The sequence below is a fragment of the Pedobacter humicola genome, assembly GCF_056490705.1.
This window is the reverse complement of record NZ_JBWJIG010000003.1, coordinates 408400-423612: the sequence shown is the minus strand read 5'-3', so window position 1 is coordinate 423612 and position 15213 is coordinate 408400. Positions and strand designations below refer to the sequence as shown.

Below are 15213 nucleotides of genomic sequence, written 5' to 3'. Positions count from 1 at the left end.
AAGCTGATTTATCTTTTATCTGCAACTTTATTGCTCAGGTTGGTAAAACCCACTAATGTATCCCAACGTGCACCCGGACGGCGGTAATACACAAAAATCTGGTAACTGTTTTCCGTCTGGAAGAATGCTCCTTCGAAAGGCCTGCTCTCCAATATTTTGGTGTCCTTATTAAACCAGGCAAACTCATAATCGTAAAGCCCCTGTTTAAGCATGATATTGCCATAAAACTGCTTTCTGCTGGCATCATAAAGCAATTTGTTTTCGTTGCTCATGGTGTAATTGTTAAAGCGGCCAATTACGTAGGCATCTCCATTGGCACCGGGCGCTGGTGCATTCAGCGTAAACAGAACACCCATATATTCCGATTCGGTTTTATCATCACGCCCATCAGTATTGCGGATAAAAAAGTTTCCGTTTTCATCGTATTGATTGGCAAATGCACCAACTGCTCTTGAGGCATCCTGAAAAAGCATCACATTGACCGATTCTTTATCACGGTAAATGTCTTTAACGTTATCAGCTTTATACCTTAAACTTCTGGTGTCGAATTTTCTGAATTCGTTATCGCCCCAAAAATCGTTGGTGTTGAGGTCGTTGTATACCAGTTGGTTTGATCTTACAAATGCCGGCTTTGTATTTACCTGGATGGTATTGGCATTGAAGTTTTGCATCACCACGGCTTTTATATCCTGATAGGGGTTTGGAATAGGGAAGGCATGGTTGATGGTGAAATTGATCTTTTGTTTATAGTTTCTGTTCTCTACTTGCAGGGAGTTGGTTACTTCTGCGGCTACCGCCACCTGACTATCGAGGATGTAAAAACGTTGCGAAATAACAGGTTTGTTTTTGTCATTATCTAAATAAACCTTTAACACATAGTTGCCGCCAATTTTTGGCTGGATCTGTGAATTGGGCAAGCTGATTTCGTAATGGGTGTATTTCCGGGTGGTGTTAGAAGAATAGCGGTAATTGATGATGCGGTCGTCGTTAAAACTTCCTAAATAATCAATGCTCGAAATTTGCGAAGGCTGCCATTCTGCAGTGCAATGTTCAATGGTGTACCAATAATTTTGAGTGCCGGCAAGCAGGTCGTCGAAAGAAAAAGATAAGGTTTCTGATGAATTGAGCATCAATACCGGTAAACTTTGTTCTTTATTGCTGTTGTAACAAAGTACAGTTTTAATATTTGGAAGATAGATTTTATTCTCATTAGTAAACTTTTGATCGTTTTGCGCAAAAGCGAATGTAGAGATGAAAAATAAAACCGGAAATAGTATTTTCTGCATGGTTAAAAGTAAAGTTTTATTGGGAAGTGGCAAAACACATGGTTGAAATTGCTGCGGATTGCACGGAATACTCTTTTATATGATGCCACGCCCGCCTGAACGGCAGGGCAGGCAGACACGGGGTTTTTTGAGGTTTGGTTTGATTTGTTCAGCGTTGTCAACCTGGATAGCAGCTTGGCGGGAAAGTTGACAACGCTTCGATCTATAGCAATCGTAACCGTCAGATGGTAACATCTGACGGCATACAATTCTCCGTGTCACTGTGGCAAAAAAACACACAAAAAAGCCGTCCCGATTTTACATCAGGACGGCCATATTACGTGGTGTCAGATATTGCGATCTGACACTTATCTTAATTTGCATTCAAATTCTATTTTTTGGATTTTCTAAGGATTACTTAACAGTAAGATGGTAACAACTAACTGACTGCACATTAAAACTAACCTTCCAGCTCCATAATTTCAGCAGCTAAGGTTTCCCATCTGGTTTGACTGTTGTCTAAATCTTGTTTGGCTGCCAAATAACGTTTGTTGGCTTCGGCTAATTTATCGGCTTTACTGTACACATTTTCATCCGCCAGTTCCGTTTCGATGTTTTTAACGTTTTGTTCTAAATCAGCAATCAGTTTTTCTGTTTTTTGCAGCTCCTCGTTCAGCTTTTTTAACTGGTTAGCCGTGTTTGGCGTAACTGGTTTTGGTGCTTCCTTTTGTTTTTCGGGCATTTTTACCGGAATAGGTTTAGCTACAGGAATTACCCTTTTGCTGTTCCATTCTTCATATTCGGCATAGGTACCAGGATATTGTTTGATCTTTTCGCCTTCGATAAACCAGATTTTGTTGGCTACGTTATCTAAGAAATACCTATCGTGGGATACAGCAATAAAAGTACCTTCAAACTGTTGCAAAGCCTGGATCAGGATGTTAACCGATTGGATATCCAGGTGGTTGGTAGGCTCATCCAGGATCAGGAAGTTCGAATCTGTAGTTAGTGATTTGGCCAGGGCCACACGCGATTTTTCACCACCGGAAAGCACTTTGATCTTTTTGAAAACATCATCGCCGGTAAACAGGAAGCAGCCTAAAATGCTGCGCAATTCGGTGTCGGAATGTTTTGGCGCAAAAGCCTGCAGTTCTTCCAAAATGGAATTGTTTAAGTGCAGCGATTCCAGTTGATGCTGTGCAAAGAAGGTAGTGGTTACGTTATGACCGGTTTCGCAGAAACCATCAAATTTTTCGGCACCAGCAATCATTCTTAACAAGGTAGATTTACCTTTACCATTCGCACCGATCAAAGCAATTTTATCACCTTTTTCGATTACACCTTCGGCATCATCTAAAATGTGGACGTTCGGGTAGCTCTTGGTGGCATGCTCGATACGAACCACGTGCCTGCCTGAAGGTTTAGAAAATTTAAAGGCAAAGTTTACCGTTGGGTTATCATCGTCCACATCATCCACACGCTCCATTTTATCCAAGGCTTTCATCCGCGATTGTGCCATCTTGGCTTTACTCGCCTTAGCTTTAAAACGCTCAATTAAACGTTCTTCCTGTTTAATTTTGGCCTGCTGGTTTTTAAACTCGCCTTTTTGGATCTCACCGCGCAATGCTTTTTCTTCCACGTAGAAACTGTAGTTACCAGCATATACGTTTAGTTTTCCTTTACGCGATTCGACCGTACGGTTTACAATTTTATCTAAGAAATACCTATCGTGGGATACGATCACGATTGCCCCTTCAAAACCCATTAAATAATTTTCGAGCCATTTAATAGAGGGCAAATCCATGTGGTTGGTCGGCTCATCCAGCAATAGGATATCTGGTGTTTGCAATAATATTTTTGCAAGCATTACGCGCATACGCCAACCTCCGGAGAAGGTATTTAGCGGACGCAGCTGATCCGCAGTGCTGAAACCCAAACCGGCTAAAATCTCGTTAGCCCTATATTCGATGTTGTAGCCATCTAAAGCTTCAAATTCTTGCTGTTTATCGCTTAATTTATATAAAACCTCTTCACTATAGTCGGTTTCTATTTTTTTAAGCAGTTCTTCAATTTCATCGTGCAATTGGTTTTGGCGCTCAAAAGCCTCCATGGCCACGTGCAAAATGCTATGGTGCGAGTCGTAAGAAAGTAAATCCTGGTTTAAGTAGCCAATTTTCAAGTCTTTCGACATCGAAACGGTACCCGAACTCGGTGCATACTCGCCTACAATTATTTTTAATAGTGTTGATTTTCCTGTTCCGTTGGCGCCGATTAAACCAGCTCTATCGCCGGGTTTAATGTGCCAGTTCGCGTCGTCGTATAGAGCCCTTGAGCCAATCAGGAATGTTAAATTGTTTATTGAAATCATTTCGGCTGCAAAAGTACGAAATTTAAAGGCTTTTTTCAGATGGAAAGTCAAATACGGAAAAGCAGCTTACTTTAGCTAAGAATATTGCATTTCTGAAGGGTGGAGGTGATTTGTCGGCTGCTCCTCTTTTTAAGTGATCGTTCGGTAGCGCTAAATAAAATGTATAGGTTTGTGTGAAAAAACATGATCTCCTAATGAATAATAGTAACATAAAAATAACCGCCAAAGAAATTCTTTCTGATAACTGGTACACACTGAATAAAGTAACATTTGATTACAAAAGAAAAGACGGAAGCTGGGAAACCCAAAGCCGCGAAGCTTATGATAGGGGTAATGGAGCCACTATTTTGCTTTATAATAAAGAAACAGAAAGTGTTGTCCTAACCCGTCAGTTTCGTTTGCCTACTTACTTAAATGGAAATGAAGACGGTATGCTCATCGAAACCTGTGCCGGTCTGCTGGACAAAGATAACCCTGAAACAGCAATCAAGCGCGAAACCGAAGAAGAAACGGGTTATAAAATAACGGATGTAAAAAAGGTTTTTGAAGCGTATATGTCGCCAGGCTCTGTAACCGAAATTGTATATTTTTTTGTTGCCGAATATTCAAAAGAGATGAGGATAAGCGAGGGTGGCGGTCATCATGAAGAGCAAGAAAATATTGAAGTGCTGGAAATTCCTTTTAACAACGCTTTAAATATGGTCGTTACCGGAGAGATTAAAGATGGAAAGACCATTATGCTTTTGCAATATGCACAACTTAATGGACTGCTCTCAAAGGCTTAAGTAATGTCAGTAAAAAGTTAAATGATGTTGGGTTTCAGGGAAGCAGAGAAATTATCCTATCTTTGTACTGTAATAAAAATAATTACAGAATGAGCAACAGCCGGTTTCCTATTTCCTTGCATATCCTAACCTTATTAAATGAGGCCAAGGGTGGTGTTGTGCCTTCAGAATATCTGGCCGGAAGCATTAATATCAACCCTGTTTTAGTGCGTAAAGAGATTATGAATTTGCGCAAACATGGTTTTGTGGGTAGTAAAGAGGGCAAGGGAGGTGGTTCATTTTTAGCTAAAAGCGCTTCGGATATTAATTTGGGCGATGTATATAAATCAGTAAGAGGCAGCAATGTGCTGGGGCAGAGTAAAAATGAACCGAATCCAAAATGTCCGGTCGGCAGGCAGATCAACCAACATTTAGATGCGTTGTACAGCGATGCTGAAAATGCATTAATAGAAAATTTGTCGAAACAGACACTGGCAGATTTTGCATCAAAGTTTGAATAAAATTTTTTGTTAAAAACTGTAATAAAAAACATTACAATTTAAGAATCGAATCATAATTTTAAAAATTAAATCACATGAAAGTAGCATTAATTGGAGCATCTGGCTTTGTAGGTAAGGCCATTTTAAATGAATTGGTAAGCCGTGGAAATGAAGTTATCGCCATTGCGCGTGATACGGACAAAATAGAAAATAGCGATGCTAAAGTAAGTAAAGTAGCCGCAGATGTTTTGGATACTGAAAAATTAGCAGAAGCTTTAAAAGGTGCTGATGCTGTGGTAAGTGCCTTTAACGCAGGATGGACCAACCCGAATTTATATAACGACACTGTACAAGGTGCTGAAGCGATACAGGCCGCAGTAAAAGCATCGGGTGTTAAACGCTACATTTTTATTGGTGGAGCGGGTACCTTGCAGATTGATGGTCACCAAATCGTGGATGGGCCTAATTTTCCTGCCGAATACAAGCCAGGCGCAACAGCAGTAAGAGATTATTTCAACACCTTGAAACAAGAAAAGGAATTAGACTGGTTGTTTTTTAGTCCGGCTATTGAAATGCACCAGGGCATCACTACTGGTCGCACTGGAAAATACCGCTTGGGTAAAACTAGTCCGGTTTTTAACGAAGAAGGCCGTTCAATTTTATCGGTAGAAGATTTAGCGATCGTTATCGTTGATGAACTGGAAAATAAGGCACATCACCAGGAGCAGTTTACAGCAGCATATTAGGATTGGTTTACTAGTCATTGGTTCATTGGGTAGTTGCCCAGGGTTGATGGTTCATAGTCTAATAGTTCATGGTTGATGGCCAGTTGCTTTCGACCATAGCTATAAAAACCATGGACCATCAACTATGGACCTATGCAGCACGTTCGGTTAGATTTAGCCATCTCGACTAATGAACAAATGACCATTGAACGAATGAAGCTTTTTTCCATAATTAGCATTAAGTTCTTATCTTCGTGCCATGTATCGCTTAATTAAACCACTATTCTTCAAATTTGACCCTGAAAACGTACATTATTTTGTAGTAAAGCGGTTGAAATGGTTTAATGATAAATTTCCATTGGGTAAAACCATTATCCGGAGCAGTTTTGATGTTCATATTAAAGGTTTAGAACGCGAGGTTTTTGGGATAAAATTCAGGAATCCGGTCGGTTTGGCTGCCGGCTTTGATAAAAATGGCGAATACGTGGAGTCGCTGAGTAATTTAGGTTTTGGATTTATCGAAGTAGGTACGGTAACACCAATGCCACAACCCGGAAACGATAAACCACGTATGTTCCGCTTGCCCAACGATGAAGCATTGATTAACCGGATGGGTTTCAACAATAAAGGGGTAGATGTAATGGCAGAACGTTTGCGTTTGCTTAAAGATAAACATCCCGATATTGTGGTAGGTGGGAACATTGGCAAAAATAAAGCTACACCAAATGAAGATGCGGTGAACGATTACATTAAATGTTTCGACCGTCTTTTTGATGTGGTGGATTATTTCGTCGTAAATGTAAGTTCGCCCAATACCCCGGGTTTACGTGAGCTGCAGGAAAAAGAACCCTTAAAAAAAATCCTTAATACTTTACAGCAGCGTAACCGTAAGAACGATATTTCCCGTCCGATTTTATTAAAAATTGCGCCTGACTTAACCGATGCTCAATTGGATGATATTATCGAGATTGTTGCTGAAACCAAAATTGCGGGCATCATTGCGACCAATACAACCATTAGTAGGGAAAATCTGACTACGGAGAAGGATTTGACTGCCGAAACTGGTGGCCTGAGCGGTAAACCGGTTAAAGAACGTTCTACAGAAGTGATCCGTTATCTAACAGAGAAATCGAACAAAGCATTCCCGATTATCGGTGTTGGTGGAATTCACTCGGCTAAAGATGCCAAAGAAAAATTAGATGCCGGTGCCTGTCTGGTTCAATTATATACCGGTTTTATTTATGAAGGTCCGGGACTGATCAGAAGCATTTGTAAGGAACTGGTTTAGGCTTATCAAACCGATAAACTGGATGCATTATATCCAAATCTGTTTTTAAAGGCAAAGGAAAAGTGCGATAAATCTTCGAAACCAAGATCAAGGTAAATTTCTGAAGCTTTCTGTTTTTTGTTCTCGATCAGGAAATGTGCTTCACGCAGGCGTTTCTGGATCAGCCAATGACCTGGTGTATCGTTAAATATCTTTTTAAAATCCCTTTTAAAAGCAGATATGCTTCGGCCAGTTAAATATGCCAGTCGTTCATTACTCACATTGAATTTATAATTTCTGTTCATAAACGCCTCGAGGTCTATTTTTCCGGGAATCCCAAAATCGAAAAATATACCAGCATATTCGGGATTGTTGCTCAAGAGGATTGTAAGCAGTTCTTCTCTTTTAATGTCTGAATAGTTTTCATCTATCTTGCCTTCGCCCTGATAATAGGGGCCAAGTGATTTTAAAAAATTTGGGATAAGTTCATTTCTTTTTGGTCTTAAAAATGCATCATCAGTGCTAAATCCAGCCAGCGTTATTTTGTACTTATCCTGAAAGTGTTTCAGAAAGGCTTCGTCAAAAACGACCACTACCTTTTCAAATTCATTTTCCTCTCTTTGTTTGCTATATCTTGCTAAATGATTTTTTCTGATGATGCAGCATTCCCCGGGGTTTAAGCTATAATGCTTATTTCCGTCATAACCTTCTATTTTACCTTTGATCAGGTATAGAAAGATATGCTCCGCAACAAATTGCTCTGGCGAAATGGCCGGGCCAATATAACAAGATGTGATTTTATCTACTTTATTGAACATTTCGCCTTTTTTATTTAATTCCTAACCACCATTGTTTAAAAGTTTGTTTTTGATGATCAAGATACACTACTTCCCCGATCATTGGTGTGACTAAAGGAATATGGTTTGCTTTGCCAAGTTCGGAAATTTTGATCAATGGTTCGTCCCAGGGATGCTTGCCCAAGGTAAATTTAGAAGAATGGACAGGCAAAATACGCTTCGCTTTTAAATCTTTTGCAGCTTGTATTACATCTTCGGGCAGGTTGTGCACCGACCGCCAGGCTTTATCATATTGTCCGTTTTCGATGATGGCCAAATCAACCGGACCATATTTTTTTTCTGTATTGGCGTAATGATTGTCATACCCGCCATCTCCGCTGTAATATATCTTCATGGATGGCGACTGAATCAGGTACGACATCCAGAGTGATTTAGAACTGCGTAAACCACGACCAGATTCATGGTGGGTAGGGGCAGTATAAACCGTATAGTTTGGTGCAATATTAACCTCCTCGTCCCAATCTTTTTCGATTATTTTTTCTTTGGGATAACCCCAGTATTCGAAATGTGCGCCAACGCCCAAGCCACAGATTACGTGTTTGGTTTTTTCTTTTAAGGCCACAACTGTTGGGTAATCCAGATGATCGTAATGGTCGTGAGATATGATCAGATAATCTATAGGCGGGATATCTGCAGCGCTATAACTATTGCTTCCTTTGTAGGCTTTGGGTCCCCATGGTAATGGCGATGCACGTTCGCTAAATACCGGGTCGATTAAGAATGTTTTGCCATCCAACTGGATAAAACAAGAAGAATGGCCGAACCACACCAGAACATTGGAATCTAAGGGCAGGTTAAACAGATTGTTTTTAATAGACGGAATACTGTCAGCCGGACTTGTCCTGGGGTTGTTTTTAAAGAGTGTGGCGTAAATTTCTCCTGCAATGCTATACCCTTCAGCAATGGTGGGTTTCTCGATCAGGTTATGGAATTCTCCATTTTTGTAGTGGGGAGATTTTTCGATCCTCGCCAAACGATCTCCTGAAGGCAAAGCACCAAATTGCGGTTGTTTCATGTAGAAAAAGGTGACCATCGCCAAAAGCAATATCAAACCAAGTATAGAAAGAAACGTATTCCTCACTATTTTTAGGAACCGGCGCATTTTTGGTTTCATATTATTTTGCAGCCAATATTTTAATATCCGCAATTTCGAGTACCTGTTTCGGATAACCTGTTTGCACCGCATTAATCATGGCTTGCCCTACCTGTTTAAGCGTTAACGATATTTTAGGCAATAAGATCGGAAAAAGCCATATAATGGGTCTGAACAATGCTTTTACCTTTTTTTGTCCTTCAAAGGGTTTCATAAAACCAGGGCGAAAGTTGTACTGCGCTTTAAAAGGTAATTTCATTAACGCATTTTCCGTCTTTCCTTTTATCCTTGCCCACATGATTTTTCCTTTTTCGGTACCATCGGTATGTGAACCAGAAACAAAATTGAAAACCATATTCGGATTCAATTGTGCCAGCTTATTGGCAAAAGCGATAGTGGTTTCGTAAGTGATGTGATTGTATTTTTCCTCTTTCATGCCTACAGAGCTAATCCCGGCGCAATAAAAACAGGCATCGTAACCAGATAACTGATTTTCGAGTCCTTCGAGCTTGGTAAAATCGCTGATTAACAATTCCTTTAGCTTAGGGTGTTCCGTATCATAATGCCTGCGGTTTACCATCAATACTTCTTTTACCATTGGGTTTTCCAAACATTCGAACAAAACACCTTCACCTACCATTCCGGTGGCCCCTGTAATGATTACATTCATTTCAATCTTTTTATAATGGTTAATCCATTGTATCTGTGTACAATTACGGTTTATTATCATGTTAAAGCAAATTATTTTTTGATCAGCCCAAATTTGATCATGCTTGCTATGGCGGATGTTACTGCCTCTTCATTACTTCTGGGTTTCCAGTTTAAAATGGTTCGTGCTTTTTCATTGCTTGCATTTTTTATTCTTCCCAATTGCGGAACAATATTTCTGGCCGCCGGATTGTAAAGTGCAATTAACCTGATCAGCCAGTTTGGAGCCACCCTCGTTACAATGTTTTTAATGCCCATTTTCTCTTTGATGAGTGTAGCGATTTCAGGAAGGGAAAGTGTACCGCCGGATAAGGCCAAGAATCGCTGTCCATTGGCATTTTTATCGGTCATGGCACGGATATGGAGATCGGCGACATCTCTTACATCTACAATGCCCAAAGTAATCTGTGGAATGGCTTTCATCGATCCGTCGAACATCCTGTTTAAAAGGTCGTGGCCGCTCGAAAGTTTCTGGCTTAATAACGGCCCAAAAATCGCCATTGGATTGATTACAGCTAATTCCATTTCCTTGCCCTGGGTTTTTATAAAGTCCCAGGCTGCGCGCTCCGCCAATACTTTTGATTTTAGATAGGCTGACAAGTGTTTATCGTCAGGATTTGTCCAGTCTTTTTCTGTGATAAGGCTACCATCTTTATGGCTATAACCAACCGCTGCGAAGGAAGAGGTGATCACCACTCTTTTAACCCCTGCTTTTTTTGCAGCATTTAGTACCCTTAAGGTGCCTTCAATGGCGGGTTTGATTGTTTCATCTTCCGTTTTTGGGAGCGATAAGGAGATAGGTGAGGCTATGTGTAAAATATAATCGCAGTTTTCGGCTGCTTTATCCCAGTTAGTGTCGCTTGATAGGTCGGTTTCTATAAAGAAAAGGTTTTCGAAGGAACTTAGTCCGCCATTTTTTAACATTTCGATTACCTCTTCTTTTCTGGATAAGGTACGCAGGGTTGTTCTTACCCGATATCCTTTTTCCAATAATTGTAAAATGCAATGTATGCCCACAAAACCGGTTCCGCCGGTGACCAAAACCAGTGGGCTGTGATCTGAATTTATCATCTCTTAAAATTTTATACGACAAAGATCGGTGTTCAGGAGATGCTTGGCTTTGTTGTAAAGTCCAATTTTGATTTGTTGAAAAGCTCAGGTAATGATGTAGGATATTATATTCGAAAGTGGGGAACATAATGTTCTTAAACCTTAATGCTCCGCCGGTATTTATAAACTGTTGATATAGCTTATGCTGATAGGTGGTAACGGGATGCTGCAACCAGATAAGGTGCGAGAAAAATGAAAGCATAAAAAAAAGCATCCTTTGATCAGAAGGATGCTTTAAATTTTTTTAAGAAGAATCTCTAAAAACTATTTTGCTAAACCAGCTAAAACAGCGTTGTTTTTAGCCAATTGATCGTTTTTAGGTTGTGCAGAGCGGCTTCCTAACTCGATGTTAGTTGCTCTTTTTAAAAATGCTACCTCTTGGTGAGCTGTATTTTTATTTCTTCTGTCTTTTCTTTTTAATCTGGTAACTGCCATGGTAATAACCTTTTAATTATTTTATTTGTACAAATGGAGGTCGAGAGCGGATTCGAACCGCTGTAGAAGGTTTTGCAGACCTCTGCCTAGCCACTCGGCCACTCGACCTTTTAAATTCAAGGCTGCAAAAATAGCAATTATTAGTTAGTCCGCAAATAATATCTCAATAAAATTCGTTTTAATTTCGAACTCGCACTAACTCAGCACAAAAGATTGCAGCGCTTACGGCCACATTTAAAGATTCTGCTTCCCCGATCCTGGGAATGGTTACCGGTTTATTTATTTTTTTGATTACCTCTGGTGATATTCCCTTTCCTTCGTTGCCCAAAATCACCAGTCCTTCAGCTCCCCATTGGGTTTTGTAAATCGATTCGCCATCTAACAATGCCCCGAATACTGGTATGGTATTTTCAGCTAACAGAGCGGGTAAATCGGCTTCGTGAATATTCACCCTTGCCAATGATCCCATGGTGGCCTGTACGGTCTTGGGGTTGAATACTTCTACACAATCAGCAGAACAGATGATGTTTTTAAAGCCAAACCAATCTGCAGTTCTGATAATGGTGCCCATATTTCCCGGATCCTGAACGCCATCCAATACTAAAGTGAACTGATTTTTTAGCTCTTTTAGGTTTAATGCTGTGTTTTTGGGGATATGGACCAATGCTAAAAAACCTTGTGGCGTTTGCAGCGTACTAATCTTATCTAATTCAGCGTTCTTTACTTCAAATAAGTTTATATTTGCAGGCAATTTGGGTAACAAATTGTATTGTTCGCTGTTGTAAAATAGGGTATGGATCTGGAAGCTTGACTGAATAAACTCTTTTATGGATTTTATACCTTCAACAATAAATAAACCATGTTCTTTACGGTATTTTTTTTGATGTAACGACTTTATAAAACTAATCTGTGATTTTGAAAGCATACCAAAACTCAATAAATATTAAACTGAAAAGCATTGCAATATTACTATTTATTATTGTTTTAATTCAGGCCTGTTCATCAACTAAATACATTGCCGACTATCAATCGATAGTGAAAAAGGTTACTATTGATAGTGTAGATGCCAAATTTGAAGAGCAGGCTTACAATTATGTTCAGAAGGATCTTAGGCCGGCTTCAAAACTGAGTATTAATGTTCCCTTGTACAATTTTTTCAATACCAAAGATGGCAGGTACAAAACCAGTGATATTAAACCTTTTGGTACTCCGCCTGCTATTCTGGACAGTACTTTGGTCGAAATTTCGAGAAACCAGATCCAGAAGTTTTTAAAGAGCAAGGGTTACCGTCAGGCTGAAGTTACCGCTGCCATAAAAGTAGCCGATAAAAAGGCCGAAGTTATTTTTAGTGCTAAACCGGGGCCCGCTTATTTTATTGATAAATTGAGCGATTCGATTCCTAACGCAAGTATTAAAAGCCTTTACGAATCGAATAAGGCCAATGTTACACATTTGCACAAAGGCATGCAATATGATGAGGACTCGCTAACTTACGAGCGGGAACAGATTTACCGGATCATGAAAGAAAACGGTTATTTCTATTTCTTAAGGCCTTATGTAAATTTCGATGTTTACGGCGCGGAAGCAAACTCTAAAACCAATAAAATTGATTTAAACTTAAATGTAACCGACCCGGCTGAAGGACCGCATAAACAATTTAATATTGGCTATACGCACATGATCATTGCTCCAAACCCGGATGGTTTCCCGGATTCTGTGCGCTATAAATTGAGCAAGGATACGATAAACGGGATTGTGTTTACCGATTTTTCTAAACGGTACAGGCGGAATCCGATTGTGAGGTACGACTTTTTGAAGCAAGGTGAACTTTATGATATCCGGAATGAGAACCTTACTTACGATCGCTTATATGAGCTTAATATTTTTAAGAACGTAAAAATCGATTATTTTAGACGAGATAGTACCTCAAATAAAGTAAATGCCGTAATCCAGTTGATCCCGCAAAAAGTAATGACTAACCGGGTAGAGGGTGAGGTACCTTTTAATGGTGGTACAGTTGGGTTTAACATCAGTAATACCTATACCAATAACAACCTTTTTAGAGGTGCGGAGCGGTTCGAGCTGCAGGTTAAAGGCGGTTTACAATCGCGGATTGGTAATGGAGCGAAGGTTTTTAGTGATATCTATCAGCGTGATTTTTCGATCAGTGCGAGTATTACCGTGCCAAGGCTGATGATTCCCTTCTATAATCCTACGCTAGGTGGCAACGGAATGCCGCACACTACTTTTTCAAGCAGCTATATCTATGCCCTGCAAAAAGATGTTTCAGTAAGGAGGATTTTCATCAATTCCATTACTTACGATTGGGTGGAAACGAAATCCAAGCTGCACTCTTTCACGCCTTTAAACTTTGAATACCGTTTTGGTAATCTGGATCCCAATGTGGATCCGAATACGGTGCTTAACAACCTGTATTATTCCACATTACTGGGGCGAAAGGATTTAACCTTAGGGATGAAATATACCTATACCTTAAATGCAAACAAACTGAATGAGTTCAGGTCTTTCGTCTATTTAAGAGCGGGAATGGATATTGCGGGAAATATGCTGCAGGGAATTTCTAAACTCACCGGGGCGAAGAATGATCCGGCAAATAACGATCCAGCCAAAATATTGGGTTTACCGTTTAATCAGTACATGCGTCCGGAAGTTGATCTGAGATGGTACAAACACCTGGGTGGCGAAAGGCAGTTTGTTGCCCGTTTAAATGCCGGTGTTGCTTATGCCTACGGGAATTCGGTTTCAACAGGAATTCCTTTTGAAAAACAGTTTTTCGCCGGTGGATCGAGTGGGGTAAGGGCCTGGCAGGCCAGAACCATTGGTCCGGGCAACTATGATAGAGGGCTTTTAAGAAGTGATACCTTACGAAGGGCTTTTTATGGCCTCGATCAGCTTGGGACCATGCGGATTGAAACCAACTTCGAATACCGCTTTACAGTTGCCAAGAAATTTTTTGGTGCAACTTTAAAAGGTGCGGCTTTTGTTGATATTGGTAATGTTTGGAATCTCCGTAAGGGTGAATCAATTCTGGCCGCAACGCCAGATCTTGACGAACAAACGGTGTTTAAATTGAGCAAATTTGCGCAACAGCTTGCAGTTGGTACCGGTTTAGGCTTAAGGTATGATGTACAGTATTTTGTGTTCAGGTTTGATGTGGGATTAAAACTTAAAGATCCGCAGTTTATGGGGTCGGATCAGTGGGTAATCAGTAAGTTTTTCTCCGGTGCCAGAGATTTTAAAAACAATTATAATTTAACACATGCCCCAGATACCTACCGTTTTCTTCAATATAACTTTGGTATTGGTATGCCGTTTTAATCAGTCGAAAAGACTTGGTATTTTAGGTTTTGTCGCCGGATCTTTAAAGTTAAATTCTTTAAAGGGTTGCCATCTTTTATCCTGATGTTTATAAACGGAGAAAGAAGAAACGGGGAATTCGCGCTTGAATTTCCTGTCTTTAAATTCTGCTGAAAGCTGTTGAAAAACGGGTGGTTTTACATCTCTAAAAGCTAACGTTACATGTGGATTGAATTTTTCTTTTTTCTCTATCAGTTTTAATGGTTGTAATGCCTTGGTAATTTGTTTTTCTAAATTCATCAGTCCCTCATGCTGTTCCACATCAAGATAAAATGTTTTATCGTGAAATGAATTAAAGTTTCTGAGCACCTGAATAAAAGGCTTGCCGAAAGCAGCATCTTCAAGCGCTTTAAAAAAACTTTTTTCGGCATCTTGTGAGGACAGTTTTACCGGAGGATATAAAGTGATATGCGCTGGCCGTTTTAATGATTCATAAACTTTAAATTTTTCCGAAATATAGGTTCTGATCTCATCAATATCTTCTACAATAGAAACAGGAGGGACTAAACATACCAAAAATAGATTTTCCATATGGTAAATTTACTAAAAATTTTAGTAAAACCAAAAAAACGTAATAGGATTTCTGGCATAAGATTGCCGGTTTGCATAGGATAGTGCGCTATTGCCTGCGCTCGTTTTAAGCGTTAAAAACGATTTATGATTTACACATTCATTGTAAACAAGCGTGATCCTAATAATGTATAGCGTTGTCAACTTTCATATCATGGCTAGTTTGCTGAAAG

14 protein-coding genes and 1 tRNA gene are annotated in these 15213 nt (G+C 39.8%); 5 read left to right on the top strand and 10 right to left on the bottom strand.

The features are described from left to right. Nucleotides 1-8: 8 nt before the first annotated feature. Complete coding sequence (locus tag AC04Q1_RS07870; protein WP_478363437.1) at nucleotides 9-1286, bottom strand: type IX secretion system plug protein; 1278 nt, start codon at nucleotides 1284-1286, stop codon at nucleotides 9-11. A 439-nt stretch (nucleotides 1287-1725) separates the two neighbouring features. Further along, nucleotides 1726-3633, bottom strand: coding sequence for an ABC-F family ATP-binding cassette domain-containing protein (locus AC04Q1_RS07865; protein ID WP_478363435.1), 1908 nt, complete (start codon nucleotides 3631-3633; stop codon nucleotides 1726-1728). 194 nt (nucleotides 3634-3827) lie between these two features. On the opposite strand from AC04Q1_RS07865, the gene nudK reads away from it, so the two are divergent. The 4 genes from nudK to AC04Q1_RS07845 all read left to right on the top strand — a co-directional run bounded on the left by nudK (nucleotide 3828) and on the right by AC04Q1_RS07845 (nucleotide 6910). Then, a complete protein-coding gene (gene nudK, locus AC04Q1_RS07860; protein ID WP_478363433.1) occupies nucleotides 3828-4418 on the top strand; it encodes a GDP-mannose pyrophosphatase NudK in 591 nt (196 codons plus the stop codon). An 89-nt stretch (nucleotides 4419-4507) separates the two neighbouring features. Further along, entirely contained in the window at nucleotides 4508-4918 is a 411-nt protein-coding gene (locus AC04Q1_RS07855) for an Rrf2 family transcriptional regulator (RefSeq protein ID WP_478363431.1), read from the top strand. Between the two features lie 74 nt (nucleotides 4919-4992). Further along, nucleotides 4993-5643, top strand: coding sequence for an NAD(P)-dependent oxidoreductase (locus tag AC04Q1_RS07850; protein ID WP_478363429.1), 651 nt, complete (start codon nucleotides 4993-4995; stop codon nucleotides 5641-5643). A gap of 238 nt (nucleotides 5644-5881) precedes the next feature. Then, on the top strand, nucleotides 5882-6910 hold the full coding sequence (locus tag AC04Q1_RS07845) for a quinone-dependent dihydroorotate dehydrogenase (protein ID WP_478363427.1): 1029 nt from the start codon (nucleotides 5882-5884) through the stop codon (nucleotides 6908-6910). A gap of 5 nt (nucleotides 6911-6915) precedes the next feature. Here AC04Q1_RS07845 and AC04Q1_RS07840 read toward each other — a convergent pair whose 3' ends face one another. The 7 genes from AC04Q1_RS07840 to AC04Q1_RS07810 form a co-directional block, all read right to left on the bottom strand. Continuing rightward, nucleotides 6916-7707 (bottom strand): helix-turn-helix domain-containing protein, encoded by a 792-nt coding sequence (locus tag AC04Q1_RS07840; protein ID WP_478363425.1) that lies wholly within the window; start codon nucleotides 7705-7707, stop codon nucleotides 6916-6918. Between the two features lie 10 nt (nucleotides 7708-7717). After that, nucleotides 7718-8761 (bottom strand): MBL fold metallo-hydrolase, encoded by a 1044-nt coding sequence (locus tag AC04Q1_RS07835; RefSeq protein ID WP_478363423.1) that lies wholly within the window; start codon nucleotides 8759-8761, stop codon nucleotides 7718-7720. Nucleotides 8762-8861: 100 nt separating this feature from the next. Next, entirely contained in the window at nucleotides 8862-9509 is a 648-nt protein-coding gene (locus tag AC04Q1_RS07830; protein WP_478363421.1) for an NAD-dependent epimerase/dehydratase family protein, read from the bottom strand. 71 nt (nucleotides 9510-9580) lie between these two features. Further along, the gene (locus tag AC04Q1_RS07825; protein ID WP_478363419.1) at nucleotides 9581-10618 is read right to left on the bottom strand and encodes an SDR family oxidoreductase; all 1038 of its coding nucleotides are present in this window, start codon (nucleotides 10616-10618) and stop codon (nucleotides 9581-9583) included. Between the two features lie 303 nt (nucleotides 10619-10921). Then, nucleotides 10922-11092 carry a hypothetical protein gene (locus AC04Q1_RS07820; RefSeq protein WP_010602219.1) on the bottom strand — a complete coding sequence of 57 codons (171 nt, stop codon included), beginning with the start codon at nucleotides 11090-11092 and terminating at the stop codon, nucleotides 10922-10924. A 34-nt stretch (nucleotides 11093-11126) separates the two neighbouring features. Next, a tRNA-Cys gene (locus AC04Q1_RS07815) sits at nucleotides 11127-11200 on the bottom strand. 70 nt (nucleotides 11201-11270) lie between these two features. Next, nucleotides 11271-12017 carry a TrmH family RNA methyltransferase gene (locus AC04Q1_RS07810; protein ID WP_478363417.1) on the bottom strand — a complete coding sequence of 249 codons (747 nt, stop codon included), beginning with the start codon at nucleotides 12015-12017 and terminating at the stop codon, nucleotides 11271-11273. On the opposite strand from AC04Q1_RS07810, the gene tamL reads away from it, so the two are divergent. After that, on the top strand, nucleotides 12008-14431 hold the full coding sequence (gene tamL / locus AC04Q1_RS07805) for a translocation and assembly module lipoprotein TamL (protein WP_478363415.1): 2424 nt from the start codon (nucleotides 12008-12010) through the stop codon (nucleotides 14429-14431). The genes AC04Q1_RS07810 and tamL overlap by 10 nt on opposite strands. Here tamL and AC04Q1_RS07800 read toward each other — a convergent pair whose 3' ends face one another. Continuing rightward, nucleotides 14432-15001, bottom strand: coding sequence for a 2'-5' RNA ligase family protein (locus tag AC04Q1_RS07800; protein WP_478363413.1), 570 nt, complete (start codon nucleotides 14999-15001; stop codon nucleotides 14432-14434). Between the last annotated feature and the right edge of the window lie 212 nt (nucleotides 15002-15213).

Excerpts from the sequence above, each read along its gene's own strand:
- AC04Q1_RS07870 (WP_478363437.1), bottom strand. The coding sequence starts at position 1,286 with ATGCAGAAAATACTATTTCCGGTTTTATTTTTCATCTCTACATTCGCT.
- AC04Q1_RS07865 (WP_478363435.1), bottom strand. The coding sequence starts at position 3,633 with ATGATTTCAATAAACAATTTAACATTCCTGATTGGCTCAAGGGCTCTA.
- nudK (WP_478363433.1), top strand. The coding sequence starts at position 3,828 with ATGAATAATAGTAACATAAAAATAACCGCCAAAGAAATTCTTTCTGAT.
- AC04Q1_RS07855 (WP_478363431.1), top strand. The coding sequence starts at position 4,508 with ATGAGCAACAGCCGGTTTCCTATTTCCTTGCATATCCTAACCTTATTA.
- AC04Q1_RS07850 (WP_478363429.1), top strand. The coding sequence starts at position 4,993 with ATGAAAGTAGCATTAATTGGAGCATCTGGCTTTGTAGGTAAGGCCATT.
- AC04Q1_RS07845 (WP_478363427.1), top strand. The coding sequence starts at position 5,882 with ATGTATCGCTTAATTAAACCACTATTCTTCAAATTTGACCCTGAAAAC.
- AC04Q1_RS07840 (WP_478363425.1), bottom strand. The coding sequence starts at position 7,707 with ATGTTCAATAAAGTAGATAAAATCACATCTTGTTATATTGGCCCGGCC.
- AC04Q1_RS07835 (WP_478363423.1), bottom strand. The coding sequence starts at position 8,761 with ATGAAACAACCGCAATTTGGTGCTTTGCCTTCAGGAGATCGTTTGGCG.
- AC04Q1_RS07830 (WP_478363421.1), bottom strand. The coding sequence starts at position 9,509 with ATGAATGTAATCATTACAGGGGCCACCGGAATGGTAGGTGAAGGTGTT.
- AC04Q1_RS07825 (WP_478363419.1), bottom strand. The coding sequence starts at position 10,618 with ATGATAAATTCAGATCACAGCCCACTGGTTTTGGTCACCGGCGGAACC.
- AC04Q1_RS07820 (WP_010602219.1), bottom strand. The coding sequence starts at position 11,092 with ATGGCAGTTACCAGATTAAAAAGAAAAGACAGAAGAAATAAAAATACA.
- AC04Q1_RS07810 (WP_478363417.1), bottom strand. The coding sequence starts at position 12,017 with ATGCTTTCAAAATCACAGATTAGTTTTATAAAGTCGTTACATCAAAAA.
- AC04Q1_RS07800 (WP_478363413.1), bottom strand. The coding sequence starts at position 15,001 with ATGGAAAATCTATTTTTGGTATGTTTAGTCCCTCCTGTTTCTATTGTA.